This is a genomic window from Streptomyces sp. NPDC088252, from assembly GCF_044740965.1.
Classification (GTDB): domain Bacteria; phylum Actinomycetota; class Actinomycetes; order Streptomycetales; family Streptomycetaceae; genus Streptomyces.
On record NZ_JBIURS010000007.1, the window covers coordinates 166,306 to 190,630 of the forward strand.

Below are 24,325 nucleotides of genomic sequence, written 5' to 3' on the forward strand. Positions count from 1 at the left end.
GACCGCACGGTGCATTCCAGTGGTCCACTCGCAAGGATGGTGATCGGATGGCCGAGACGGCCGCAGCCCTGCGGACGCTTGCCCACAACGTCAGGGCGGCCCGCACTCGCGCCGGCCTGTCCCTGGACGAGCTCGGCCGACGCGCCCAGGTCAGCAAGGGCGCGCTGGTGGGGCTGGAGAAAGCCCAGGGCAACCCCAACTTCGCCACCCTGGTCCGGCTGGCCGATACGCTCGGCCTCTCCGTGTCCGCGCTGATGGAAGGGTCGGCCGAGGGTCGCGTCCGCGTCGTGACCGCCGACGCCGTGGCCCCCTTGTGGACCGGGGTGCAGGGCGGCGAAGCCCGGCTGATGCTGACGACCTCGGGCCCGGCGCCGGTCGAGGTCTGGCGCTGGAAACTGCAGCCCGGCGAGGAGTACCCCAGTCACCCGCACCAGGCCGGAGTCGCGGAAACCGTCAGCGTCACCTCCGGCCGGATGACCTTGGTCGTCGACGGCACCGAGTACCCCGTCGAAGCCGGGCAGACCGCCACCTTCGACGGTGATGCCCCCCATGCCTACCGCGGCTCCGGCGCCGAGACCTGCCACCTGATCATGACGGTTCATCTGCCGCCCGGCCCTGCCTCCACGACCTGACCCGGGCAGCGCGGGCCGGATCGCCAACCCGAAGCCCTGTTGGGTGAGTCGGTCGGCCATGAACCTTGTTGGCCGGTTGGATGCATGGCTGGGACGTCGAGAAGGCCCCGGACTCCGCGACCGATCTGTCCCGGCTGGTCGACGCGATCGAGGAGGGGGTCCGTACCGTCCTCCCCGAGCCCGAGGGGCCGGACCGGGCGCGGATCGAGATGGTCGTTCTCCTGGCCATGTCCGGCGCGTACGGCTACGCGCTCGGCCGGCGCTACTGGTTGACCGACGTCGGCCACGACCCCGACGAGCCGGGGCGCGACGACGCCTACCGCACTGCCCTGTCCTCAGTGCTTGCCGCCCATCTCGGAGGGTTGACACCATGACGCCGCACGACCTCGACTTCCTGGCTTCGGACCAGGGGCGCCACGAGGCCGAGGAGCGGCTGCGGGCCGCAGTGGAGAACGGCCGGCTGCCGCTGGAACAGCTTGCGCCCCGGCTGGACGAGGTGCACACCTCGCGCACCCGGGGCGATCTGGAGGCCGCCTGCCGGGGTCTGCCGCGACCGGGCCCGCGGGACGCGCTCGTCGTGGACCGCCCGCCGACCTCCCGGCGTTTCGTGGCGGGGATCTTCGGCGGCTTCGAGCGCAGGGGCCAGTGGGTCGTGCCGTCCCGGATGACCCTCTGGTTCGATGTGGGGCGGCGGCACGCTGGATCTGTCCGAGGCACGCTTCAGCAGCCAGGACACGGAGATCCGGACCGTCGCGCTGTGGGGCGGCACCAGGATCGTGGTTCCGGACGACATCGAGGTCGAGGTGAGGGGCCTCGGCCTGTTCGGCGTCTTCGACAAGCGCGCCGCGCGCAGGATCGGTAAGCCGGGCACGCCGCGCGTCGTCATCAGGGGCCTGGCCCTCTTCGGTGCGGTCGTGACCCGTACGAAGAGGTAGGGCGTGTCCGGCGCCGGGCTCGCTGAGCTCAGCGACGCGATCGGATGCGCGGAACTGGACTGTTGCGGCACGACGGTGCGAGAGCGCGCGAGCGCGCGGTTGTTCTCGAACTCCTCGTGGGTGAAGACCGGTGTGTGGGCGCGGCGGAACGCCGGCGTCGTCGAAGGTCTGCCCTGAGCCGGTCAGGAACTCCTCGTTCGGGAGTCAGACCTTCATGCCGCCTGGCAGCCTGCGGCAGCACATGGGCGGTGTCCGGGGTGCCCGCCGTGGGGAGGGCGCCCATCCTCATGGGGGAGTCCGACGATCCGGCCGTCGTGCCTGCTGGTGCCGGTCGCCGGACTTTCGACAACAAGCTGATCGCCGGGGTGAGCTCGCACGAGCGTCGCCGCTTCCTCATCATGTTGCTGTACTCGAACCTGCCACGCACAGCGTGCCGCTGCCGTCAGGTCCCGTGGGCCGTTTCAGGGCCCACTTGTCTCCCCGAACGGGCCCGGTCGGCTCAACCATGGGCGTCCGGTTCCGGATTCACTCGGCATATGACCACTTCTGACCGTCACACCCCGAAGGGGGCGTCACATGCACCACCGAACCGTTGCAGAGCTCATGACGCGAGACGTCGTCCGGGCGCGGCGTGACCTGCCGTTCAAGGAGATCGTCAAACTGTTGGCGGAGAACGACGTCACCGCGGTGCCCGTGGTGGACGAACTCGACCGGCCCATGGGTGTGGTGTCCGAGGCCGACCTGCTGCGCAAGTCGTCCGACCAGGCCGATCCCTCCGGACTGACACCGATGCCGCATATCGAGGCGTGGGAGCGGGCCAAGGCCGAGGGGGCGAGAGCGGAGGAGTTGATGTCGGCCCCCGCGGTGTGCGCGCGTCCGGAGTGGACCGTGGTGGAGGCGGCCCGCCTCATGGAAGTGCAGGATGTGAAGCGTCTGCCCGTTGTGGACGAGGCGGACAAGCTGCTGGGCATCGTCAGCCGCAGAGACCTGCTACGGGTCTTCCTGCGCCACGACGACGCCATCCGTGAGGAGATCAACCGGGACGTGCTGCAGCGGACGATGGGTCTCGATCCCTCCGCGGTGACGGGCGAGGTCCGGCAGGGGGAGGTGGTCCTCGGCGGATCCGTCGAGTTCAAGAGCCAGATCCCCATCATCGAACGGTTGTGCAGGAGCGTCGACGGTGTGGTGTCCGTCGCCGAGCACCTGGCCTACCGGACCGACGACGTACGGAGTTCACCCACCGGCGCGTGAGACCGCGGTGTCCCTGCGGTCTCGGCCCGTCGGTACACAACCACCGAAGCATGCGCCCCCTCCTGCTCACCGTGCGTGGACCGGGCTTCCCTCCCCGAGCGCCACACCGGGTTCCGCATGCGCCACCGCAGGATCTGGGGTACTTGTCGAAGGAAGCGAATCCGTGCTCCGCGCGTCTGCGCAGACGGTCACGACGGGGTGAGGGTCTGCATGGACGCGCACCCCGTCGATCGTGTGCCGTGGTCCTCCACATCCCGGACCGGGGCACAAGGGCGACAGCAGCGGGGGAAGGCGGCCCCACACCGCCACTCAGGCTTCTTGCGAGACGGAGGCAGTCGTCATGGAGCCAGTCGTCACCGTCGGCCTCGACGGCTCACCCGAGAGCCTGTCCGCTGCCCGTTGGGGCGCCGATGAAGCCGAGCGCCGCAATCTCACGCTGCGCCTGCTGCACGCCTGGCCTCTGCTGGTGCCGGAATCGACCCGCATTCCCGCCGAGATGGATCAGAACTACTGGGCGAGGCGGATCGTGCACAACACGCGGGCAGAGATCCAGGCACACCACCCCGGCCTCCCCGTCATCGGCAGCCTGGTCGCCGATGATGCCGAGCACGCGCTCCTGCGAGCGGCATCGGAGTCCGAGATGATCGTGCTCGGTTCGCGAGCGCTGTTGCCTGTGGAGAGCTTCTTCCTCGGCGACATCAGCATGCCCGTCGTGGCACACGCCGAACGGCCGGTGGTCCTGGTGCGAGCCAGTACGGGCGAAGACGGCCCACAGCCCACTCGAACCGCGGCAGGCGGCGTGGTGGTGGCGCTCAAACTGGACGGGCCCTGCGACGATCTGCTCGAATTCGCGTTCGAGACCGCTGCCGTGCGGGGGCTGCCACTTCGGGTCGTCCACGGCCGGAGTCTGCCGGTGGCCGCATACGTGCCCTGGGGCGTCAACCACGATATGGCGGAAGGAATGGTTCAGGACGCACAGAAGCTCCTCAGCCAGACCCTTCGACCCTGGTCTGTCAGGTTCCCGCAGGTGGAGGTCACCGACAGCACCCCACTCGTAAGCCCTGCCAAGGCTGTCGTACGGGCCGCCGAAGGTGCCGATCTGCTGGTCGTCGGCCGACGACAACACCATCGCGCCCCGGCACCGGCCCTGGGCCCCGTGGCCCAGGCAGCCGTTCATCACGCACGCTGCCCGGTCGCCGTCGTCCCCCACGATTGACGCGAGGACCACAGGGGCCTACCCATCGAGGCACCGGGCCGACCACGCGTTCCTCGGAGCCCACGACGTGCCGCACTCTCCCGAGGCCCGCGCCCTGATCGGGTTCTCGCCGGCGACCACCCCCGTACGGACGGTTCAGCCCCCGGCAGGGCCCGTGCCGTCTCTCCTCAACGGCGCCGCGTCGCGCCATCCTGGAACTGTCGACAGTCGGCCGTCCTGTAGAAGGTGATCGGCATGATGTGGTATCACGGCGGCTGGGGCGGTGGATGGCACCTCATGACCGTGATCATGATTGTGTTCTGGTCGCTGCTGATCGCCGGGGTCGTTGCGCTCACCCACTACCTCACCGACGCCCGTCGTAGTCATCAGCCCGGCCCGCCCACCGGTGAGGCAGCATGGGGAAGCCGACGAGCCGAAGACCTGCTCGCGGAGCGGTTCGCCCGAGGGGAAATCGACGAGGACGAGTACAAACGCCGCCTCACGGTGCTGCGCGAGCAACGCTGACCAGCGCCGCCGCGCACCGTGGCCACCCACGGGGGTGCTGCCGCGGTGCGGGGTGTCGCTGGGCGCAGGAGTGCCCGGCAGTCCACGGTTCCGGCTGGGTGATCTCGCTCCGGGGAGGCGCTCCGCTGTGCAGGGGAGTGGCGAACCTCCGCCGTCATCCGACCGTGTAGGGGCGCATCATCTCGTTGTCCTCGTGTTCGAGCATGTGGCAGTGCCAGACGTACCGGCCCGGCCGGTCGAACGTCGCCTTCAGCCTCGTGGCGACACCCGGGTAGGCGACTGCGGTGTCTTTGAACCCGCGCTCCCACGGCTCTGCGGGCTGGGCGGCACGGCCGGCCCGCAGCCGGTCGAGGACCTGGAACTGGACCTCGTGGATGTGGATCGGGTGGGCATCTTTCGTGAGATTGTGAATCTCCCAGATCTCGGTCGCACCCAGAGCCGGATTCTCCGTGACGGGGTCGTCCCAGAGCATCGGCACAGCGGCTCCGTTGTGGTCAAGGGTGCCGAGCAGTATTTGTCGGGGGCCGACATGCGGGAGTGACGCGGAGTTCTGCTCACTCAGGGATAGCCGTCGGATGCGACTCGCCTCTCCCAGGGGCTCGATCGACGGCAGCGACAGCTGGGAGGGCGGGACGGTCGTGTCCGGCGTGGTGAGTGCTCCGACCGTGAGCTTTATGACCTGCCCGGTGGTGGCCGGGTCCGCCGGGGAGAAGTCCGCCCCCGCCTTCCCGCCCTGGAACGCTTTGTCGGGGCCCTCATTGATGAGATACAACTCGGTCCCGACCGATACCGTCGCGAAGTCGACGATCACGTCGGCGCGTTCGGCGGGAGCGATGAGCAATTCGTCGCGCCGTGCGGGCGCGGGAAGAAAGCCTCCCTCGCTGCCGATTTGCCAGAAGGGGAGTACTGCGTGCACGGGCCTACGAGCGAGCGGGCGGGTGACGATCTTCAGGATCAGGTACCGCGAGTTGCATCCGTTGAGAAGCCGGAACCGGTAGCGGCGCGGTTCGACTTGAAGGATCGGCCAGGTTCTCCCATTGGTCACCATCGTGTTGCCGAAGAACTCGGGGCTCCAGATCGGAGAGATGTCGCTGGCCGGAATGTAGGGGCCCTTGAATCCGTCGAACGCAGCGCGTCCGGCCGGGTAGGAGAGGCTGCCGTCGACGTGGAACGACCGGTCCTGGATGACGAGAGGGATCTCGTAATATTTTCGACCGGGCGGGTCGCCGGCCCGGGGTGCGGGACCGGGCAATACCCCGTCGGGAAGGTCCGCAGGGCCGCCTCGTAGGAGGTAGAACCCTGCCAGTCCGGCGTAGACATTCAACCGCGTGACACCCAGCGCGTGATCGTGGAACCAGAAGGTCGAGGCCCTCTCCGCATTGGCGTACTGGAACACGGCATCTCCCCGGCCCCAGGCGTCGCTGAACCGGTCTTCGAACTTGTCCTTGAACTCCGCGTAGAAGGAACCGACTTCAGCGCATCCCGCAGGAAGGTCGACCGCGTCGGGAAGGTACCAGGCCTCGGTGTAGCCATCGCTCTCCTCCGTGCTCCGCCCGCCATGGAGGTGCGTCACGATCGGCACCGGGCCCGAGTACGCTCCGGGTGTCGAGCGGAATCCGGGACGTGTGTCCCGGGCAGAGGTTCCGCCCGTCGGGTTCGCCCAGTGCAGTGTGGGGTCGACCGGCAGCAGGTGCGGCAAGTAACGACCCTTGCGATCAAACAGCTGGTTCTTCCATCTCACCCGCACAGGCGTTCCGTAGCGGGCCTCGACGGTGAACGCGGGGTAGTGGAAGCTGCGCGGATGCAGAGTCGAGCCGTACCCCCACACGGTTGTCGCCGGCAGGCCGGGGGGCAGTACCTGCTGCCGGAACTGTCGCACGCCGATCACGTAGTGGTCGATGCGGCCAGCGACGGCGCCGCCGGACTGCGGCATCGTGGAAGGGACGACGAGCCGCGTGACGTACTTGTCCACCGTTCCCGGATCCAGGACACCCCTGCCGCCGGGTACGCGGAGGCGTGGAGCCACAGTGGCCGCCGGAAGGAGCGCGAACATTCCGCCGGCCGCTGCCTGGACGACACGCCGCCTCGTGACCACTCACATCCTCCAAAGCCTGTCGGACCGTTTCTGGTGCTGCTTCCTTCTTCAGCTCCGCCGGGCGGTGCCCTGCAGACCGCCAACAAGCACCGGGCACCACCACGTTGCCGCAGATGGCAGCTCCGCGCGTTGTCGTATTGCTCCAGGGGAGCGATCCACGCCGATTCGTTGGGATCACCCTGTGGTCGTGGTCGTGGTCGTGGTCGTGGTCGTCGTTGAGGATGTCCGTGTGACCAACCGCGTCAGTGCTCGGATCTCGGCCTTCGGTGCCCTCGTCAGTGCCGCGCAGACGCTCGTGCGGGACGTGCGGTGGCTGCGCACAGGGGCGACGGCCTGACGAGCGGCACCGAGTGGCTGGACGACCGGAGGATCGTGGGCAGCTTGTCGACCGGTTTGCTGCCACGTCAGTTCTTCGATGGATCCACGTAGGACATCGTCCGCGTCCTCGTCCCCGCCGGTCTCATGACGTCATGCCAGCCGACTTCCTCGCAGGCCGGTGACGACGAAGACCCGGTCGGGCGGCTTCAGGCTCGGCGTGTCAGCAGGTCATCCAGTTCGGCCGCGAAAAGCAGGGCGGGGTCGAAGCCCATCCCGGTGAAGTGGCCTGCGAGTTCGAGGGACAGGATTCCGTGCACACGGGTCCAGAAGGTCAGGGCCCGATGGAGGACAGCGGGGTGGGCGGGGTGGTTGCCGGCCCAGTCCCGGTGCTCCTCCAGGTGCTTGTCGAACGACGTCGCGGGGCTGTCCCCCGGGAGCGCCATGAAGGCATCGAGCAGGGTCGCCATCATCTCGGAGGAGATGGCGGTGGTTACCTCGGGTGCGTGGTAGCCGGGGACGGGCGTGCCGTAGATGAGGAAGTACCGCTGGGGGTCCTGAAGGGCCCAGTCGCGCAGGGCGTGTGCCAGTCCGGCCAGGTCGGCGCCGGTGGCGGCGGCCGTGCGTAGGGTGTCGGCGAGGCTTCGGTAGGCGTCCTTGACGAGTTCGGTGATCAGTGCGTCGCGGCCCGCGTAGTAGCGGTAGAGCGCGGGCCCGCTCATGCCGATCTGTTTGGCGATCGCATTGAGGGAGAGCGCGGACGCTCCCGCCCTGGCGATCTGCTCCCAGGCGCGTTCCTTGATCTCCGCGCGCACCTCGGCCCGATAGCGCTCCCGCGGGGTCTTCGTGTCCGACTTCGTCACGAGTTACCACCCTTACCCATCTGAGCGGGTACAGCTTCAAAGTTTCGTTAGAGGTTATCACGAAAAGTGTTGCCCCCCCGGCATGGTTCGTTATACCTTCTAACGCAAGGGAGAGCCTCTAAGGGCTCTGGTGGTGCGGCCGCCGGAGCCTTCCCGCGCGGTGACGCGAAACCCGCACGTCGACCGATGGGCGCTCAACCACCAAAGCTTGTTCAGCAACTGACAAGGAGACCGCCATGCCCGGCATCAGGAGCACCAGCGTCCCTGCCGCCCTCTTCGCTATCCCACTCGTCGCCGTCAGCCTTCTCGGTACCGCCGCGGCACCTGCCGCGGCCGTCCCCTCCCGCTCCGCCAAGTCCCTCATGTGCCACGGCCAAGGTGTCGATCCCGACGCGCGTGTCCGCTACAGGACCGAGACCGTGATCCACGCGCCCCTGAAGACCATCTGGAAGCTGCAGACCGACGTGGAGCGGTGGCCGATCTGGCAGGCCCCTGTCAAATCCATCGAACGCCTCGACCAGGGGCCCCTCCGGGAGGGCTCGGCCTTCCGGTGGACGACTCCGGTACCCCCCAATCCTGCGACCCCTGCCACCAGCCTGGACATCACTTCGACCGTCGAGCAGCTCAAGCGCAACTCCTGCATCCGCTGGACGGGCCCCGCGGTCGGTGAAGGGCTGCGCATCGACGGCGTCCACGTGTGGACCTTCACCAGGATTGAGGGCGGTGTCCGCGTGCGGACCGAAGAGACCCACACCGGCGACCAGGTCGAAGCGGACGTTCCCGCCGCGACCGAGATCCTCGCCAACGGCCTCGAAGCGTGGCTGCGCGACCTGAAGACCACCGCCGAGGCCCGTACCCACGGCCAAACGCACTGAACCATGAACCGGGCCGGACCCGTGCCGCTGTTCTCCTCGGACCCACGCAGGATGAGGGCGGTGCCCGGAGCGAGGCGCTCATCGACACACGCCCGGCCGCACCGCCGTGTCGATCCTGAGACATTCGCCGTGCGGGTCGGGGGGCAGGAATCGTATTGACCATGGTTCTGACGGAGAGCGCCCGCAGGGCCATTGAGCAAGGCAAGGAGTGTTCAGAATGCGTACGAACTGGAAGTTCGCGGTCACCGTCGCCGCCACTGTGCTGACGGGAGTCGCTGGTGCGGGAGTCGCGCAGGCTTCGTCCGTATCGGCCGATGGTGTCGCCCCTTCGGCCTGCCGGCCGGCCAACCACATTGCGAAGATCACCGCGGGTCCCGCCAGCGCAGGGCACCGCCACTACCGCGTGACGTTGACCGCGCCGCGCGGATACGAGCCGTGCAAGCTGGCCGGTTCACCCACCGACGTGCGGTTCTCGAACGGTGGTTCGGAGATCGGGGTCACTGCCGGACGCTACGGCAGCCAGGCGACCGTGGTGACCTTCGGCCCGGGGCACCCGGTGCACTTCGACATCCAGGTTCCCAACAGTGGCCGCGGCACCGCCGCGACGGAGGCGTCGTTCACGCTTCAGGCCCCGGACGGGGAGATCCCCGGTACGTCCGTCGCCGAGGGCGAGTTCCAGGTGGCCACCGGCACCCTCATCGGTCCGGTCCAGCGCGGCGCCTGACCTCCTTCCGCACCCCGGTGTGTTCCGCGGCAGTGTCACGGCGGCGGGACTCACCGGGTCTTTCGCGTGCGGCGTACCGCCGATGGGCCCCCATGGCCAGGCCGTTTCCGGTTCCGGCCCGCGTGCGGCCGCGGCCCGCAGCCTTCAGAAGCCCTCCCTGTCGGCAGTCGGCGTGGCCCGCGCCACGCAGCAGCATGCAGAGTGAGAGCAACCCGGACAGGCTGAGAAGCAGCGTGGACCAGAACCAGAAACGCACCCAGGTGTCGGGGACCGGCAGCAGGATCACCAGCGCGGCCGGATACAGAACCAGCAGCCACCCAACCGCCTTTCCGATGAGGACTGTTGACGCAGTCGCCCGGTCACGCCCTCGCCCGGCCCGGTGGCCCCACGGGTGGTCGGTCTCAGGCCATCGGCGATGGTCGGCCGACACGTATGCACGAGCGTGCCGATCAGCGTGAGGAGCAGGGCCGGCCCCAGTGACCGGGCCCATTCGGGCACTCCGGGACGGCCTGCTGTGGTGACCGTCAGCATGGGCACCGCGAACAGTACGGTGCTCGGCGCCTCGAAGGCGAAGAGCCGCGTGGCCGGGGTGCGGCTGAGTGCCGTGGACACCAGCGACTCCTTGGACAGAAGCCGCCGTCGGCCGCAGGCGCAACCGATCGCCCGGGGGTGGCGAGGACTCGTCATGAACCCGGCTGCGCTTCGCCGGCGTCCACGCGGTCGGACCCGCCGGAGACGTGCCGGTCCGGGGCGTCGCGCGATGCCGTCAACATGTAGTCGATCGGGTCGATGGCTCGGGTGCGACGGCGAAACCGCCAGGCCGGCGCGGGCCAGACGCTGGTGACACGGCCGGTGCGGTCCTGGTACCAGCTGGAGCAGCCGCCCGCGGCCCAGACGGTGGGAGCCATTCGGTTCCGCAGTTCGGCGTTGTACGCGTGCTGCGTCTTCGTGCGCACATCCACGGCACCCAGGCTGCGGCTGCGCATCAGCCGCAAGGTGCTGATGAGGTAGTTGATCTGTGACTCGATCACGTAGATGAGGCTGGTGTGTCCCACGCCCGTGTTGGGGCCTGCCATGAGGAACAGGTTGGGGAATCCTGCGACGGTCGTGCCGAGGTATGCCTGCGGGCTCCCCTGCCAGACCTCGCGCAGGGACCGTCCGTCACCACCGATGATGCGCTGCGCGTAGGAGGCGTCGGTGACACGGGAGCCGGTTCCGAGAATCAGTACGTCCACTGGATGGATGGCGTCGGCGGGTGCGGCGCCACCGGGTGGGGTTTGCGGGCCGTCGCGCGGTGCGGTGAGGACGGCGTCCGGACCGACGCTCGCGATCGGGTCGGTGACGACGCGGACGTCGGGTTGAACCAGTGCCGGGTCGTAGTCGTCGGACAGCAGGACCCGCTTGCAACCCAACGCGTAGTCCGGGGTCAGCAGGGACCGCAGCTCAGGATCCTTGACCTGGCGGTGCAGGTGGGCCAGTGCCTCCCGACGCCCCAGAGCGGCCATGCCGCGGTTGCCGAGCAGTGCAGGCAAAGTCGCCTCCCGAACCATGTACTCCCAGCCTCGCGCCATTCGCTGCACCGGCGGAGCCGGCTGGAACAAGCGGCGCTGCCATGCCTGGACCGGTCGATCCCGGCGCGGAGCGATCCATGACGGAGGGCGCTGAAAGACCGTCACATGCAGGGAGGACGTGCGCTGCAGATGGGGGATGAACCGGACCCCTCAGCCGCCGTTGGGCCGTCACCCCCCGGACGGGCCGTGCTCGGGAAGTGGGGCGTCGTGTCCCGGAGTCCGTGGTCCGAGCCGGGCGACCACTCCCGCATTCATCGACCCACCCCGCCCGGCGGCAGGCCCCCGGTCGGCCGACTGCCACCGACGCCGTGGCCGAGTACAACCGTCCAACGGGCCGGGACATGCCTCGCGCCCCGCTCCGGACGTCGGACGTTTCGGGGCGGGGCGCGAGGTGAACGGCCGGAACGGGATTCCCCTGGCAGTCGGGCTCGTCGGACTGTCGGGTTCCCTGTTTGCTGTCAGGCTGGTGCCTGTCCGTTGGATCCTTCCTCGCTGAGAGACCTCTTGTGCGCCGGCTTCTTGTGCGCGGGCTTGTGGTGCACCGGCTTCTTGTGTGAGGGCTTCTTGTGCACCGGCTTGTGGTGCGGGGGCTTCTTGTGGGGCGGCTTGTGGTGCGGGGGCTTGGGAGGCCGCGGCTTGCTGATGTCGATGGTGACCTTCGCGGGCGTACTGGCGATCTGGTTCCCCTGCGGGTCGGTACCTGCCGCCACCGCCAGGTTGGTGACGGGGCAGAGCTTGCCGTCGCCGCCCGACCTGGTCTTCTTGCAGGCATTGGCGTCGACCTGGGTGATCGTGTACGTGCCGTGGCAGGTCGTAAAGGCACCCGGCGCCAGCGAGGTCGCGTCGCAGATGACATCGGTGACGCGGTCGTCGCTGACCAGCACGTCGTCCAACGTTGTGCTGCCTGTGTTGGTGACGATGTAGGAGTACTGCACCTTCGTCCCGACGAAGAACGGACCGGGCGTGACAACCCGCTTCTTCAGCGTGATGTGCGGTGCCCCGACGGGCAGCGTCAGCTGGGTCTCCGGAGAGGTGATGGTCTCGCCGTCCGTCCTACCGGTCGCCGTGGCGGTGTTGGTGACGGAACCGGCCGTACCATCATTCGCGGTGATCGTGTAGGTGCCACTGCAGGTGGTGCTGTCGCCCGGACTCTCCGCCGGGGCCAATGTGGTCGATTGGCAGGTGATGTCGGCGACATGGTCGTCGTTCACCTTGACATCGGTCAGCTCCAACCCGCCCGTGTTGCGGACGGTGTACGAGAAGGTGACCGTCTGCCCGACGGAGTAGGGGCCGGGCGTCTGCGCCTTCTTCTCCACGACGAGACCGGGGGGCCGTTCGATCGGCACACTCTGTGAGGACGGCGGTGAGGTGACCGTCTGGCCGTTCGACGTACCCGTCGCGATGGCTGTGTTGTCGATGGAACCATGCGTCACATCGGCGGCCGTGACCGTGTAGGTGGCGGTGCACGTGACCGTCCGACCGCTCGCGAGCGTCGTCGTGGGACAGGTCACCGGGCCGATCTTCGGGTCATTGACGGCGAGCCCGGTGATGTCCGTCGCACCCGAGTTGGTGACCACGAAGTCGTACGGCACCTTCGACCCGGCCATCAGGTCACCGGGGAGCGGCTGCCTGACCTGCTTGACGAGGTTCAGCTTCGGCAGCGGCTGGTCACTGGTGACGAGCACGTTGCGGATGAGGTGGACATCGGTGAACAGACCGGTGGACGCGGCGAAACCGAACTTGTACGTGGGCGGCACCGGTTGCGGAGCGGGAGTGCTGAGCACCTGGTGGGAGCCGGTACCGTCGTTGAAGTCGACCGACACGGTGAGTACCGGGTTGGGTGCCGGGGTGAGCTGCACATGGACCCGGCGGCGCGACGGTTCGAGCGCGGCCTCGGCCTGGGCGGGGGTGGCTCCCGGAGGCAGTGCGGTCAGCGGTCCTTGCAGCATCCCGGGAAGCGTCGACGGCCAGGGCCCGGTGGTGGTGAAGTTGCTGGTGGTGGCGGTCAGGAAGCAGTAGCCCTCGGTCCCGTCGCCAGGACCGCGCACCGTGACCATGTTGGCTCCGGGAGCGGGAACGCGGAACCCCGTCCCGGCCGGCGAACGGTTGGCGCAACCGTTTCCGCGGTGTTCCCAGTCGCCGAAGTAGTTCCCGAGGACATCGAGCCCCACGCCCAGGTAGCCACGGTCCACACCGGGCAGGAACGTGGCGGTGGGGTTGTCGTCGGGGAGCTTCTGCGCGTACCCCAGGCTGCCGCCGAAGGCGCCCGGGTGGGTCAGCGCGCCGTCACCGTTCACCAGGAAGAACGAGATGCCGTCGGCGGGGGTGGCCGGGGTCGTGCTCCCGTACTGCCACTGGTCGAACGTGACGTCGAGGCCCTGGTTGGCGGGCAGCGCTTGGTTGTAGAGGACGGCCCCCGTCTGGTCGTTCGAAGCGTCCGTCAGCCGCAGGTAACCGTGCGGCGCTCCGTTGGGGGGCGGTACCGGCCCGACCCCCTCCGGGCAACCGCCCAGCGGGTGATCGCCGGGACCCGGCGCGGCGGCGGCCGGGGCGCCGGTGAGACAGGCCGACCCCACACCCGTGAACTGCGGGGCCGTGGCTTGCGTGAACGTCTCATCGACCAGAGGGGATCCCGCGGCACGCGGCTGAGCCCGGGCGCCGACGTCCAGCGTCAACGACGCTCCGGCGCCGACGACGACTGCCAGTGCCGCCGCGGCAAGTCGGGCGGTCCGTGCGCGTGGCGCGCGCCGACCCGACGACGGTGAGTACTTCCTTCGGTTCATGCCCGCATCAATAGCAGTCACCTTGCGCATCGGTGATGGTGACGGACTGTCATGTGCCTCGAATAGGTGTGGGGATGGACCGCACCTGGCGGTACGTCGCTCCGGGACCGGCCGTCCTTGCCGACGGAGGCACTCTGCCGTGTCTCCGATCCGTAGCGACCTTCCGCTTCACGAGCGCGGTTACCGGCCGGGTGACCGGCGCGCACGGGGAAGCGGTCAGCTGTGCCTCCACCACGCGATGCACGGCCGTCCCGGCGACGCCGCTCGCCCACGTATGCGAACGACTCGCCGTTGGCACCACGCCAGATGGATGAGGGAACGGCTCCTACGGGATCCGTTTCGGCTCAGCCCCGTATGGACCTGTCGGATTGTGCAGCTGGTGCGGCCGGCATGAGGCTGGAGGCCGAGTCCGTGGGCGGCCGGATTGGAAACCCTCTACGGCCGCGCCAAGCCGTCGAGCCGAGGACGGCCACGGCTGACCAGTGTGAGAATCCAGGGGCCATCGATGTCGGAGTCGACGGCTCGGGCTCGTGGAAGAAGCTGCCATTCGCCGAGCGGCGCGAAGGGCGGAGTTCACCCATGGTGCGGTGAAAGCGGTAAGGGATGCGGAAGGAGCGTGCTCAGCGTGGCCCGGAACTACCGTCTGATCCTCAGTTCGCCGTCCGAGGTCTGGGGCCTGCTGTCCGACGGCCACCGCTACGGGGAGTGGGTCACAGGAACCCGGCAGGTCCTTGCCGCGGACCCGCACTGGCCAGAAGTGGGCGCCCGCCTGAAAGTCCGAGTCGGTGCCGGCCCACTGACTCTCGACGACACGTGCGTAGTCCGCATCTGTGAACCGCAACACCGCCTCGAACTGGAAGCGAAGGCGGATCCTTTCGGCGCAGCTCGCATCGCCATGAACTTGATCCCCTGGGGCGCCAACACCCTCTTCGTTCTCGACTGGCACCCACTGCGGGGCCCCGGCACCCGGATGCACGGACTGCCCGTGGATTACATTGTCGCGGTCCGCAACGGCCTGATGCTGACGAAGCTGGCCCGGATCGCGATGCGCGAGCGTGGCGGAAGTGATTGAGCCACCTGGCGCAACACCCGAGGCGGATCAGTTCTCGACCAAGCCCATCCGGTTCGGCTGGCTGACCGTCCGCCGTTTGCACCTCGGGATTCGCTGATCGTGCACCCCGGGATGATCACAGCTCGACTGCCGCCCGGCGGACCGGGAAGTCCTCCTCGTCGATCCTGACCAGGGCGTCCGTAGAGGTTTTGGCCGGTACGACGGTGGTGAACGCCGGATCCAGCGGTCTCGTACATGTTTTCCCCTGAACTCGGCGCTGCTGGAATGTCCCGACGACTACGGGACGAGGGGCGAGGCTCCTCCGGTGACCAGGCCGACGATGATGATCAGTGGGCTGCCCTTGAGTGCGGTGCTGAGGTGGTGGCGCAGGTCACGGTATTCCGCCATGCCTTCGGTGCCGGGAAGAACGAGGAGGCGGGGGCGCAGTCCGGCGAAGATGATCCAGTCGAACACGACCAGATCCCAGACCGACAGCGTGGTGAAGACGAGGGCCGCGCAGAGGGCCGCGGGCAGGAAACTCAGGCCGTCGTCCAGCGCGCCGTCGAGCCCGATCATCGCCGAGATCATCAGCGGCGAACACCGCCGCAGTGAACACCACGCCGAGCACCGACCCGTAGGCAACTCCGTACCCGAGGACCGTTGACCACTGCATGCCAACCCCCAGTGATCCGAACAAGTTTGGTAAGGCTTACCTAATATTGAATCACACTCAAATCCGCTCCACTTGGGACTTCAGTGATCGCCACGAGCCTTGAGCGTTCGTACCGGACGACATCGAGGCCGCCGCACGTGGTCACGCAGCCCGTTGCCGCATGGACGGCACGACCGAGATTGCTGTAACCCGGCAACCAGGAGCGGGTATCACGCTGCCGACTCCGGACCTGTGGCCTGATCCATGGCGTGTCCCCGCCGATCGGCCGATGCACCTTGATTCGCACGGTGAATTGTCGGAGCGCATCAAGCCGGGGGACGAGGTGGAGGTCATGACGTGGCGGAACGTGCGGGTCGCCGTCAGCCACGACGGGATCAGCGAGATTCTTCCCGGGCTGCCCGACGAAAAGGCCACCATGCTCGTCGGGCTCATGTTGGCCGGTGTCTGGTCGGCGGTCCTGGCCTTCGTCGCCGCCTTCGGCAGCGCCCGTCGGGCCCGCCGCTTCGCCACCGGCCGCCCCTTCGCACCCCGGGTTCCGTTCGGCCCGGCGAAGTGCGTCGGCGTGGTGGCCCTACCGCTCGTCGTGGCGTTTGTCGCCGGCCGTATCTGGGATGCCTGGACGGCCGTGGTGATGACGGTGGTCATCTGGGCATTGGCAGCGCTCCCGGCGACGATCGCCGCCCTGCGCTGGGACAGCGATCGGTCTCGCACCTCGGTGCCGGCCGCGCACGTCGATGCGGAACACGGTCGAACCGACTGAATCCCTCACCGACCGGCTGAATCGCTCGGTCATCTCGGTCATGGTCTGCACGGTCCAGCCATCGGCGCGCACCCGTGGCCGGAAGGCCGATCGGCGCAGCGTAGAAGTTCCGCAGCGTGGTAGGTCTCGGTGCGCTGTGATGTCGCCGGAATGCTCGGCCGAGAAGCACCGGCCCGGCCGACGGTGGGCGACAAGCCTCGAAAATCACTTGCAGTGCCTGCATAGGGTGCAGACATGCCGAGTTCACTGCATCTGCAAGAGATCACCCCTGACAATTTCGAGACCGCCATCGACCTGAGGGTCCGTCCCGATCAGGAACACCTGGTGGCGCCAGTGATGAAGTCTCTCGCCGAGGCATATGTCCACCCCGCTGTCGCATGGCCTCGCCTCATCTGTGACGACGACGAGGTCGTCGGGTTCCTCATGGCCTTCTTCGACATCGACTGGACAGGCAAAGGCACGGACTTCCGCTCCGGGCTCTGGCGCCTCAACATCGCGGCCGGAAAGCAGGGACGGGGCTACGGGCGCTTCGCAGTGGAGTCCGTCGCCACCGAGATCCGGCGTCGTGGTGGCACACGCCTGACGACCACCTGGCATCCCGGAGCGGATGGCCCGACAGGCTTCTATCTGGGGTTTGGATTCCGCCCGACCGGAGAGACCAGCGGGGATCAGACGGTGGGGATGCTGGAACTGAACTGAACTGAACTGAACTGAACTGAACTGAACTGAACCGAACCGGGCTCCTGCCACACCGGTACTGGTCGCACCATGATGTCCCGGCCCACCCGACGCGAGAAGTCTGCCGTCGGCGCCCCATCAGCAACCGGGTTCAAGAACACCACAGCGCGCGGGTGGGCGCTGCCGATGCCGTAGATCCACGGGCTGCCCAGGTTCTTGCTGCTCATCCGGTGGTGAGCGCAGACGCTGCCTCCGGCGCGTATACGCGCACGGAATCGGTGGTTCACGGGCCCGCGCCGATACCGATACCGACGCCGACGCCGATACCGACGCCGACGCCGACGCCGACGTCTTCGCGCATGCGGAGTGGCCGCCGCGACTGCCGTTCTTCTTCGTGCTCACGACCGATCCGCGCCCGGACGCTCAGGGGATGCGCGGCCGCGGATGTCCGTGCAACGGATCGGCCGAAGCGCCAACTCTTCGCTACGGGCGGGCACACGCTCTCCGGGCACCCCGAGGCGTGGGCGTGAGGTGTGAGCGTGAGGCGTGAACAGCCGTGATAGAAGAGGGCGTTATGAAGCACGAGTCATACAACGCAGAGCATTTCCACAGTGCTGTTCCGCACTCGGCCCGCGTCTGGAACTACTGGATCGGAGGCAAGGACCACTACCCGGTGGACCAGGAGCTGGGAGACCAAGTCATCGCGAGCTATCCCCAGACACGGGAACTCGCCCTGGCCTCACGGGCCTTTCAGGCGCGGGCGGTGCGGTATCTGGCCGAAGCGGGAATATCCCAGTTCCTTGACATCGGGACCGGGCTTCCCGTGCAGAACAGCACCCATGAGGTTGCGCAGAACACCGAGCCGAAGGCTCGCATCGTGTACGTCGACAACGACCCGCTGGTCCTGGCACACGCCCGCGCCCTGCTGACAAGTGCACCGGAAGGGCTGACGGACTACGTGCACGCGGACATGCGGGAAGCCGAGCGGGTACTTGAGGAAGCGGCGCGCACCCTGGACATGTCACAACCCGTTGCCGTCATGGTGCTGTCCACGCTGGGACACCTCCAGCCGCAGGCAGGCATCGAACTCATGCGGCGGTACATGGACGGCACAGTGACAGGAAGCTATCTGGTCCTCTGCGACACGGTCGCCACACCCCAGACGCTGGCCGCGCAGGAGGCGTATGCGTCGGGCGACACCCCGCCGTATCTGGTGCGCCGACCGGAGGAGATCCTCGCCAGTGCCGATGGGATGGAGTTGGTCGAGCCCGGATTCGGGTCGATCACTCTCTGGCGAGCCGAGGACGAGGGCCTTGCACCGGTCGACCAGTGGGGATTCGTGGCGCGGAAGGTGCAGTAGAGGTGTAGCAGTCGACGACTGCCACCGTCCGACGCTCCGAGCCACTTGCGCATGTGGTCGACAAAGCGGTCGCAGCACGCTTCGTCGACCACATGGCGTCGCCGGGCCCCCCGGTTCGGCCTATCTGCGGCAGGCCGAACCGGTATACCGGAACGAGGACATGAACTCCTGAGCCGTGACCGCGCTCTCTTGACCGCGTCAGGGCGGCCCGGTGCGAGCACGGCCCGTCCACCCGTGGTCGCGGCGTACCCGGCGGCGAGATGCGAGCCGAGCCCGAGCGCGCGGGCCCTCGACCTGCCCGAGCAGGGCGAGTGCGCTAGCTGCTCAGGGCAACCCCGTCCGGTGCTGCCATGCCGCGGATGCCGAAGGTCGAACCGGACGCGCCTCGCGAACAGCGGCACACGGGCCCGCATCTTCCACCGGCTGGTCGAGGAACGCAGTGCCGGCGTCTCCTGCAGGGATGGTCCGCAGCTATGTCGCCGCCTGCGCGAGTGGCAGAACGACGGGGCGCCGATGCAACTGCATCCGGGGGACCTGGGCTGGTTCTGGCGGTCAGGTGCGGAAGCGACCGCCGCGGCGGTCAGGACATGGAGCCGGGACGGACAGATTCTCGCCGTCGGGCTGCTGGACGGTCCCGGGCTGTCGCGGCTGACAATCGCGCCGGACGCTCAGCGGGACGAGGAGTTGACGCAGCGGTTGCTTGAAGACGTGACCGAGCCGGAGTGCGGCGTGCTGCCCGAGGGGAGGGTGAACATCGAGGCTCGGATGGGTGCACTGGTCCAAGATCTGCTGTTCGAGGACGGCTGGAACGCCGACGAGCCGTGGACGCCGCTGCGCCGCGACCTCACGGACCCGGTGAAGGATCCAGGCGTGCGGATCGAGCTGGTCGGGCCGGAGCAGGCGCACGTGTTCGCCGCCGTACATCGGGCCGCGTTCGACGGGTCGAAGTTCACGGACGAGCGCTGGCACGCGATGGCGGCCGGATTGCCGTACTGCAATGATCTCGGTTTGTCACACGTGGAGACCTGACGGGCGCACAGTGGGCCCGGTTCGAGCCGCTGTTGCCCAGAGACAAGAAGCCGGGCCGGACTCCGATACGGATCCCGCGACAACTGATCGATGGCATGAGGCGGCGAACCCGGACCGGGGCGCCGTGGCGGGACGTCCCACAGTGCCACGGGCCCTGGGGCCGGGTGTACGACCTGTGTCGCCGCCGGCAGCGGGACGGGGCCTGGGCCGCATCCTCACGCGAACTCGCGGTCCGCCACGAGGAGGCCGTTCGCATCGTGGCCGTCAACGATCAGGGCGCAAACACAGATGGATCCGGTTCTTGCTCTTCTTGGCCTCAAGCACCTGGTTGAAGTACAGCACTGGACCCTCCGCCAGCAGCACCTGAGTCTCCCGGTCACCCGGTTTGGTCTCCGGATGCAGTGGGCGGTCGGTCACCCTGCTCCAGAACCGGGCCAGCTCGTAGGCATCCGCACAGTCAATCGCCACGTTCTGCAATACCGAAACCATGCGCGCAAGCCTTCCTGGCTTTCACTCCGGACGCCACCGAGTTGCGCTCAGCCTTCGCGCACACAGCTCAGGCGCATGGCAGCACTCTCGATACACGCTCTACAGTGCTGGGGCCTGTCCGGCGGATCAGGGCCGGGCAGGGAGGCGAGGTGTTCAGCCCCCGCTCGCGCAGTTGGCACAGGTGGGCCGGGAAGGTTTTGCGCTGCCCGCGCTCTTGGCGCGCATGAGGATCTCGGTGCCGTTTCGGTGGGCCGGGGGCAGTTGGGCGAGCGCATCGTCCAGGACCGTGATGCGGTCGCAACCCGTGCAGCGTGTCGTGGAAGTCGCCGGTCAGGACAGTGACATCGGCGAGATCGGCCGGCGGTCGGGACCCGGCGTGGCAGACCACCCTGTAACCATCGGACGAAACGACAAGTCCGGGACGCGACCCGATAGTGTGCGGTAGAAAGAGCCTTCCCTCACGAGACGACAGAAGCCTTGGACAATCCCTGTCGTCCTGGGACGGAAGGCACTTCTGCTTTCCCGCTCAAGATCCGGACACCACCGCAACTGACACGCGGAGGTCAAAGTACCGCGATGCGGCGTGAATCGTGCGCGCGTGTGCAGGTCGGACGCGTGGGAGTCGGTCGCGGACAGGCGTGAAGCCTCTGATGGGACAGGTCGCACCGCAAGATCACGTTCGCGACAGCCAGAGGCTTCACGCCGACGCCCGCTGCCACGCACTACCCGCGCTGTACAAGGCAGCCGCCGAGGGAATGCCGACTTTGGCGAACAAAGGCCATATCGGTGCGGGTATCGGGATCCGGGTCCCCGTTCGCCGTCCCAAGGGCCAGTCCGTGCAGGCCCTGCATGCCGACACCCGTGCAACGAACGCCCTGATCAGAAACGTCCGCGTCCTGAGCGAACGCACCGCCGCCGAACTCAAACAACGTTGGCGCATCCTGCAACATGTCTCCGTCAGCCCAAGCCGAATCGGCGACATCACCCGCGCCGCCCTCGTCCTCAACAGACACTGGAAGCGATCTCCACTGAGAAGACGTCACTGACTGGCCCGTTCTCACTGGGGCTCGGCGGACGAGCCGGCTAACGCGCCACGCGGTAGCGGAGGTGGACGACTCTCGAGCTGAAGGTGCGGGTCTCGACGAGTTCGAGATCCACCCGGCGCTCGTGCTGGGGAAAGAACGGAATGCCACCGCCAACCAGCACCGGATAGACCCTGGCCCGGTACTCGTCGATCAGACCCGACGCGGCTGCCTCGGCGGCGAGAGTCGCGCCGCCGATCGCGATGTCACCCTCCCCCGGCTCTGCTCGCAATCGCGCGATCTCCTCCGCCAGGCCGCCGGAGGCCAGGCGGGCGTTGCCCTGCACCGCCGACAGCGTGGTGGAGAACACCACCTTGGGGAGCCGCTTCCAGATCGCGGCCCACTCGAGCATGGAGTCGTCGAGCGATGGATCCTGGTCGGCTGTCTCCCAGTACAACATCGTCTCGTACAGCCGTCGTCCCAACAGGTGGACGTCGACCTCTCGAATTTCGTCGATCCAGGAGCGAAAGACCTCCTCGGCGGGCGCCGTCCAGTTGAAGTCGCCGTCCGGCCCGACGATGTAGCCATCAAGTGAGACGCTCATCGAATAGGTCACGCTGCGCATCAGAAGTCCTCCTCGGTAACGGGTTCGACAGTACGACCGCCGGACGCCGCAGGACTCATCGCGGCTCGCGGGATCCCCTGGGTCGAGTCACCTTATGAGATCATTTCGCTGAGAAAACCTCACTGACATCTCGTGAGCAAGAAGATCCGACACGAGGAGGATCTGGTCCGCACGCTGTACTTGTGTCGTGTTCGGATCACAGGAGCAGGCGCGCGCACGCGCTGTGATCACGTGGGGCCAGGTCCAGGTCCAGGTCCAGGGGCGGCGTCAGGCGGGCGGCCTCGATGTCCACGACCACTCGCCGCCCGTGTCCGGGGCTCCGCCGCGTCGGCCTACCGTCGGACATTCTTCGCGGGCTTCGGCCCGTGCGTTGTTCTGACCGCCTCTCGGACAGCGTCGCTCGCGGAAGCACCAGGTCAGGTCGAGGTGGTGAACGGAGACCCTCACTCGGCCGTTCCTGTCACCGTTCAGGTGGGGGCGACCATGTACGGCTCAGGAGGCCGAGGAGACTGTCGCCTGTACTGCGGTCAACTCCAAGACAGGCACCCGCTCGACGTGCAAGAAGGACCTAGTGGTGACAACGCTTCCAGAGATCACAGCCCTCTTGGGCGAACCCCGGTTCAACTGGTCGGATCCGGCTCCATGGATCGGACTGGAGCAGGAACTGGGTATTGAATTTCCTGCGGACTTCCGTGAGATCGTGGATGCCTACGGCTCGATAGAGATCAATAAGCAGTTGTATCTGAAGCACCCCGCCGGCCATCTTCTGCACAGTCTGGGAGAAAATATCAGGGGGGATCTCGAGCTCTGGCGCGATGAGGACATGACGGAGTTCCTGCCGAGTCCGGTGGGGGCGGACCCCGGGGAACTGATACCAGTGGCGTCGGCCACGACGGGCGAGGCGGTTTTCCTTCGCATTCCCGACAACCCATCGTCACCCTGGCGCATCCTGGTTCAGGAGTTCGACAGTCCGGCCTGGACTCTCTACGAGATGACGTTCGGTGAGTGGCTGCTGGCTTACCTCAAGGGCAGGGACGTGACGGTCTGTTCTCGCAACTTCGCGCCGGACGGCCCGTTCTACGAATTCCTGCCCTGAAAATGAACGCGGTGGTATCTCCTGTCCTGATGACAGGTGATACCACCGTTCGTGGACGTACGTGTGATCACCTCGGGCACGTTGTTGATCGCGCCGCGGGATTCAGTGGTCTGCCGTCCGCTGCTCGCGCCCTCGCCGAGCACGAACAGCTGCCACAGTCGTGGGTGATTGCCCGCGTGGCCCGTTCACTCTGCCCTCAAGTACCTGGCGCCCGTGCTCGCTCACCGCGTATGCAGGACGAAGCCGTATCCCTCCTAGGAAAGAAGCCCTCTTGCAGCGCCACGAGAGCGTCAGATCGAAGGGGACAGGCGACGTCCGTTCGGTGGCCCACGGATCCGCGGCTGCGGCTCGCAGCCGGCCCCTGGGACTACTTGCCCTGCAGTCCGCCGTCGGGAATGCCGCCGTCGTACAGATGCTCCGGCAGGCCGGGCACTCCTGGGCACAGGAACATCACCAGCGCGATGCCGACCATGGCCCCCACTCCACGCCGGCTCCGGTGCAGCGCTCCGCGGTCCAGGACGTCCTCCGTACCAACGGCAGGCCACTGGACGGCACCACTCGCGCCGATATGGAGAGCCGCCTCGGTGCCGACTTCTCCGATGTGCGCATCCACGACGACAGTGCCGCTCAGGCGTCCGCCGCCGAAGTCGGCGCTCGCGCCTACACCAGCGGCAATCACGTCGTCATCGGTGATGGTGGCGCCGACAGGCACACCCTCGCCCACGAACTCACCCACGTCATCCAACAACGCCAGGGGCCTGTCGCCGGCACTGACAACGGTGCAGGGCTGAAGGTGTCCGACCCCTCCGACCGCTTCGAACGGGACGCGGAGGCCAATGCGCGTCGGGTCATGCGTGGCGCCACTTGGCCGACTCGGGAGGCCGAGTAACTCGCGGCGGCGACGGGCGGACCCAGTAGCACATCGCCCGTGCCGCGAAAAGCGGGGTCACAGGAAGGCTTCCGCAGGGTCGTGCACGGCAAGGCCGACTGATTCGAACATGGATCGCCGACGCCCCGTATCCACCCCCGCCCAGGCGCCCATCCCGACGCCTCCAGCACCTCATCCACCTCCGGCGACCAGTTGTTCAACCCGAGCCCCCGCTCCTCAAGCTACGGCCGTGACGGGTCCGTGCCGACCTCGCTCCTGCTGCGCCAGTCCCCGAAGAGTCCCGGACCCATCTGGTCGAGGACGGATTCCAGCAGCGCACCGAGGTGCGACGCAGTGGTGGGTTCCTGGCCGCACCAGTTCCGCGTCGCCACGCGGCCGGCCGTGACGAAGACGGCGACCATCAGCTGGGGGCGCATGTCGGAACCGGTGCGGATGCCTTCCCGTTCCGCGATGACCTCGGCCAGCCGAGCCTCAAGTCCGGCGGTACGGCGCAGCAGTTCGGCGTTCAGGCCGGGCGTCCGGTCGATCAGCCGGAGAAGCGACGCATCGACACCCGATGCGCCGCCTTCCTCCAGAGTGCGCAGAACCGCACCGAACGCCGCGCGCATCGCACGCATGGGGTTCTCTTCCTCCGGTCGCGACCGAAGGGCCGCGACCAGCGCGTCCCCGCTCGCGGTCAGCGGGGCCAGCACCAGATCCTCCTTGGCGGGGAAGTAGCGGAAGACCGTGCGTGGGGAGACCTCCGCCGTCTCCGCGATCTGGTCGACGGTGGTCTGTTCGTACCCCTGGGCGAGAAAGAGTTCGGCCGCCGTACGTGCCACGTCCTCACGCGTACGCTGCATCCTGCGCGTCCGCAGATTCTGTCCGGGCACGGCGGCCCTCCTCCTCC

General features: G+C 67.7%; 26 protein-coding genes and 3 pseudogenes. 18 read left to right on the top strand and 11 right to left on the bottom strand.

Translation table 11 applies throughout. The features are described 5' to 3' along the window. Positions 1–47 precede the first annotated feature (47 nt). From ACIOHC_RS16730 to ACIOHC_RS16745, 4 genes and pseudogenes are all read left to right on the top strand, one after another. On the top strand, positions 48–632 hold the full coding sequence (locus tag ACIOHC_RS16730; RefSeq protein WP_401843053.1) for a helix-turn-helix domain-containing protein: 585 nt from the start codon (positions 48–50) through the stop codon (positions 630–632). An 80-nt stretch (positions 633–712) separates the two neighbouring features. Beyond that, positions 713–1,006, top strand: coding sequence for a hypothetical protein (locus ACIOHC_RS16735; protein WP_401843054.1), 294 nt, complete (start codon positions 713–715; stop codon positions 1,004–1,006). Beyond that, a pseudogene (locus tag ACIOHC_RS16740) lies at positions 1,003–1,122 on the top strand (hypothetical protein); the annotation flags it as partial. The gene ACIOHC_RS16735 and the pseudogene ACIOHC_RS16740, both read left to right, overlap by 4 nt. A 190-nt stretch (positions 1,123–1,312) precedes the next feature. Then, positions 1,313–1,567, top strand: a complete 255-nt coding sequence (locus ACIOHC_RS16745; RefSeq protein WP_365694187.1) for a LiaF domain-containing protein — start codon at positions 1,313–1,315, stop codon at positions 1,565–1,567. A gap of 212 nt (positions 1,568–1,779) precedes the next feature. Here ACIOHC_RS16745 and ACIOHC_RS16750 read toward each other — a convergent pair whose 3' ends face one another. Next, a complete protein-coding gene (locus ACIOHC_RS16750) occupies positions 1,780–1,944 on the bottom strand; it encodes a DUF1918 domain-containing protein (protein WP_389637706.1) in 165 nt (54 codons plus the stop codon). A 199-nt stretch (positions 1,945–2,143) separates the two neighbouring features. On the opposite strand from ACIOHC_RS16750, the gene ACIOHC_RS16755 reads away from it, so the two are divergent. The 3 genes from ACIOHC_RS16755 to ACIOHC_RS16765 all read left to right on the top strand — a co-directional run bounded on the left by ACIOHC_RS16755 (position 2,144) and on the right by ACIOHC_RS16765 (position 4,538). After that, positions 2,144–2,818, top strand: a complete 675-nt coding sequence (locus ACIOHC_RS16755) for a CBS domain-containing protein (RefSeq protein WP_376278817.1) — start codon at positions 2,144–2,146, stop codon at positions 2,816–2,818. Positions 2,819–3,158: 340 nt separating this feature from the next. Then, positions 3,159–4,034 carry a universal stress protein gene (locus ACIOHC_RS16760; protein WP_365694183.1) on the top strand — a complete coding sequence of 292 codons (876 nt, stop codon included), beginning with the start codon at positions 3,159–3,161 and terminating at the stop codon, positions 4,032–4,034. Positions 4,035–4,268: 234 nt separating this feature from the next. Further along, the gene (locus tag ACIOHC_RS16765; protein ID WP_389637703.1) at positions 4,269–4,538 is read left to right on the top strand and encodes an SHOCT domain-containing protein; all 270 of its coding nucleotides are present in this window, start codon (positions 4,269–4,271) and stop codon (positions 4,536–4,538) included. A gap of 154 nt (positions 4,539–4,692) precedes the next feature. Here ACIOHC_RS16765 and ACIOHC_RS16770 read toward each other — a convergent pair whose 3' ends face one another. Together ACIOHC_RS16770 and ACIOHC_RS16775 are read right to left on the bottom strand one after the other, a co-directional pair. Beyond that, positions 4,693–6,510 (bottom strand): multicopper oxidase family protein, encoded by a 1,818-nt coding sequence (locus ACIOHC_RS16770; RefSeq protein ID WP_401843056.1) that lies wholly within the window; start codon positions 6,508–6,510, stop codon positions 4,693–4,695. 647 nt (positions 6,511–7,157) lie between these two features. Then, complete coding sequence (locus ACIOHC_RS16775) at positions 7,158–7,811, bottom strand: TetR/AcrR family transcriptional regulator (protein WP_351084427.1); 654 nt, start codon at positions 7,809–7,811, stop codon at positions 7,158–7,160. Positions 7,812–8,047: 236 nt separating this feature from the next. Between ACIOHC_RS16775 and ACIOHC_RS16780 the strand changes: the two genes are divergently transcribed. Next, positions 8,048–8,686, top strand: coding sequence for an SRPBCC family protein (locus ACIOHC_RS16780; protein WP_401843058.1), 639 nt, complete (start codon positions 8,048–8,050; stop codon positions 8,684–8,686). Positions 8,687–8,903: 217 nt separating this feature from the next. Further along, positions 8,904–9,410 carry a DUF4232 domain-containing protein gene (locus tag ACIOHC_RS16785; RefSeq protein WP_401843060.1) on the top strand — a complete coding sequence of 169 codons (507 nt, stop codon included), beginning with the start codon at positions 8,904–8,906 and terminating at the stop codon, positions 9,408–9,410. Positions 9,411–9,692: 282 nt separating this feature from the next. On the opposite strand, the gene ACIOHC_RS16790 is transcribed toward ACIOHC_RS16785, so the two are convergent. The 3 genes from ACIOHC_RS16790 to ACIOHC_RS16800 all read right to left on the bottom strand — a co-directional run bounded on the left by ACIOHC_RS16790 (position 9,693) and on the right by ACIOHC_RS16800 (position 13,764). Continuing rightward, a complete protein-coding gene (locus ACIOHC_RS16790; RefSeq protein ID WP_401843061.1) occupies positions 9,693–10,022 on the bottom strand; it encodes a hypothetical protein in 330 nt (109 codons plus the stop codon). Positions 10,023–10,093: 71 nt separating this feature from the next. Then, positions 10,094–10,942: a hypothetical protein gene (locus ACIOHC_RS16795; RefSeq protein ID WP_401843063.1), complete on the bottom strand. Its 849-nt coding sequence runs from the start codon at positions 10,940–10,942 to the stop codon at positions 10,094–10,096. A 497-nt stretch (positions 10,943–11,439) separates the two neighbouring features. Further along, entirely contained in the window at positions 11,440–13,764 is a 2,325-nt protein-coding gene (locus ACIOHC_RS16800; RefSeq protein ID WP_401843064.1) for a hypothetical protein, read from the bottom strand. Positions 13,765–14,389: 625 nt separating this feature from the next. Between ACIOHC_RS16800 and ACIOHC_RS16805 the strand changes: the two genes are divergently transcribed. After that, positions 14,390–14,836, top strand: a complete 447-nt coding sequence (locus ACIOHC_RS16805; RefSeq protein WP_351084441.1) for an SRPBCC family protein — start codon at positions 14,390–14,392, stop codon at positions 14,834–14,836. Between the two features lie 276 nt (positions 14,837–15,112). Here the strand turns inward: ACIOHC_RS16805 and ACIOHC_RS16810 are convergent, their stop codons facing one another. Then, entirely contained in the window at positions 15,113–15,391 is a 279-nt protein-coding gene (locus ACIOHC_RS16810) for a hypothetical protein (protein WP_365694505.1), read from the bottom strand. A gap of 257 nt (positions 15,392–15,648) precedes the next feature. Here ACIOHC_RS16810 and ACIOHC_RS16815 point away from each other — a divergent pair, with 257 nt between their 5' ends. Together ACIOHC_RS16815 and ACIOHC_RS16820 are read left to right on the top strand one after the other, a co-directional pair. Continuing rightward, positions 15,649–16,248 carry a hypothetical protein gene (locus ACIOHC_RS16815; RefSeq protein WP_401843066.1) on the top strand — a complete coding sequence of 200 codons (600 nt, stop codon included), beginning with the start codon at positions 15,649–15,651 and terminating at the stop codon, positions 16,246–16,248. A gap of 234 nt (positions 16,249–16,482) precedes the next feature. Further along, positions 16,483–16,947 (top strand): GNAT family N-acetyltransferase, encoded by a 465-nt coding sequence (locus tag ACIOHC_RS16820; protein ID WP_351084448.1) that lies wholly within the window; start codon positions 16,483–16,485, stop codon positions 16,945–16,947. On the opposite strand, the gene ACIOHC_RS16825 is transcribed toward ACIOHC_RS16820, so the two are convergent. Beyond that, positions 16,917–17,153, bottom strand: coding sequence for a hypothetical protein (locus ACIOHC_RS16825; protein ID WP_401843067.1), 237 nt, complete (start codon positions 17,151–17,153; stop codon positions 16,917–16,919). The two genes, ACIOHC_RS16820 and ACIOHC_RS16825, sit on opposite strands and share 31 nt — an antisense overlap. 347 nt (positions 17,154–17,500) lie before the next feature. Between ACIOHC_RS16825 and ACIOHC_RS16830 the strand changes: the two genes are divergently transcribed. From ACIOHC_RS16830 to ACIOHC_RS16840, 3 genes and pseudogenes are all read left to right on the top strand, one after another. After that, a complete protein-coding gene (locus tag ACIOHC_RS16830; RefSeq protein ID WP_365694501.1) occupies positions 17,501–18,286 on the top strand; it encodes an SAM-dependent methyltransferase in 786 nt (261 codons plus the stop codon). A gap of 423 nt (positions 18,287–18,709) precedes the next feature. Then, positions 18,710–19,285 (top strand): annotated as a pseudogene (locus ACIOHC_RS16835) (GNAT family N-acetyltransferase); the annotation flags it as partial. A gap of 62 nt (positions 19,286–19,347) precedes the next feature. Then, a complete protein-coding gene (locus ACIOHC_RS16840; protein ID WP_401843069.1) occupies positions 19,348–19,647 on the top strand; it encodes a transposase in 300 nt (99 codons plus the stop codon). Here ACIOHC_RS16840 and ACIOHC_RS16845 read toward each other — a convergent pair. After that, positions 19,586–19,804 (bottom strand): annotated as a pseudogene (locus ACIOHC_RS16845) (VOC family protein); the annotation flags it as partial. The gene ACIOHC_RS16840 and the pseudogene ACIOHC_RS16845 sit on opposite strands and share 62 nt — an antisense overlap. Before the next feature lie 650 nt (positions 19,805–20,454). On the opposite strand from ACIOHC_RS16845, the gene ACIOHC_RS16850 reads away from it, so the two are divergent. Beyond that, positions 20,455–20,850: a transposase family protein gene (locus ACIOHC_RS16850; RefSeq protein WP_365694280.1), complete on the top strand. Its 396-nt coding sequence runs from the start codon at positions 20,455–20,457 to the stop codon at positions 20,848–20,850. A 37-nt stretch (positions 20,851–20,887) separates the two neighbouring features. On the opposite strand, the gene ACIOHC_RS16855 is transcribed toward ACIOHC_RS16850, so the two are convergent. Next, positions 20,888–21,451, bottom strand: a complete 564-nt coding sequence (locus tag ACIOHC_RS16855) for a dihydrofolate reductase family protein (RefSeq protein WP_365694282.1) — start codon at positions 21,449–21,451, stop codon at positions 20,888–20,890. Positions 21,452–22,025: 574 nt separating this feature from the next. Here ACIOHC_RS16855 and ACIOHC_RS16860 point away from each other — a divergent pair. Beyond that, positions 22,026–22,547 (top strand): SMI1/KNR4 family protein, encoded by a 522-nt coding sequence (locus ACIOHC_RS16860; RefSeq protein WP_351084459.1) that lies wholly within the window; start codon positions 22,026–22,028, stop codon positions 22,545–22,547. Positions 22,548–23,043: 496 nt separating this feature from the next. Further along, positions 23,044–23,436, top strand: a complete 393-nt coding sequence (locus ACIOHC_RS16865) for a DUF4157 domain-containing protein (RefSeq protein WP_389637688.1) — start codon at positions 23,044–23,046, stop codon at positions 23,434–23,436. Positions 23,437–23,657: 221 nt separating this feature from the next. Here the strand turns inward: ACIOHC_RS16865 and ACIOHC_RS16870 are convergent, their stop codons facing one another. Then, positions 23,658–24,308: a TetR family transcriptional regulator gene (locus ACIOHC_RS16870; RefSeq protein WP_351084461.1), complete on the bottom strand. Its 651-nt coding sequence runs from the start codon at positions 24,306–24,308 to the stop codon at positions 23,658–23,660. Between the last annotated feature and the right edge of the window lie 17 nt (positions 24,309–24,325).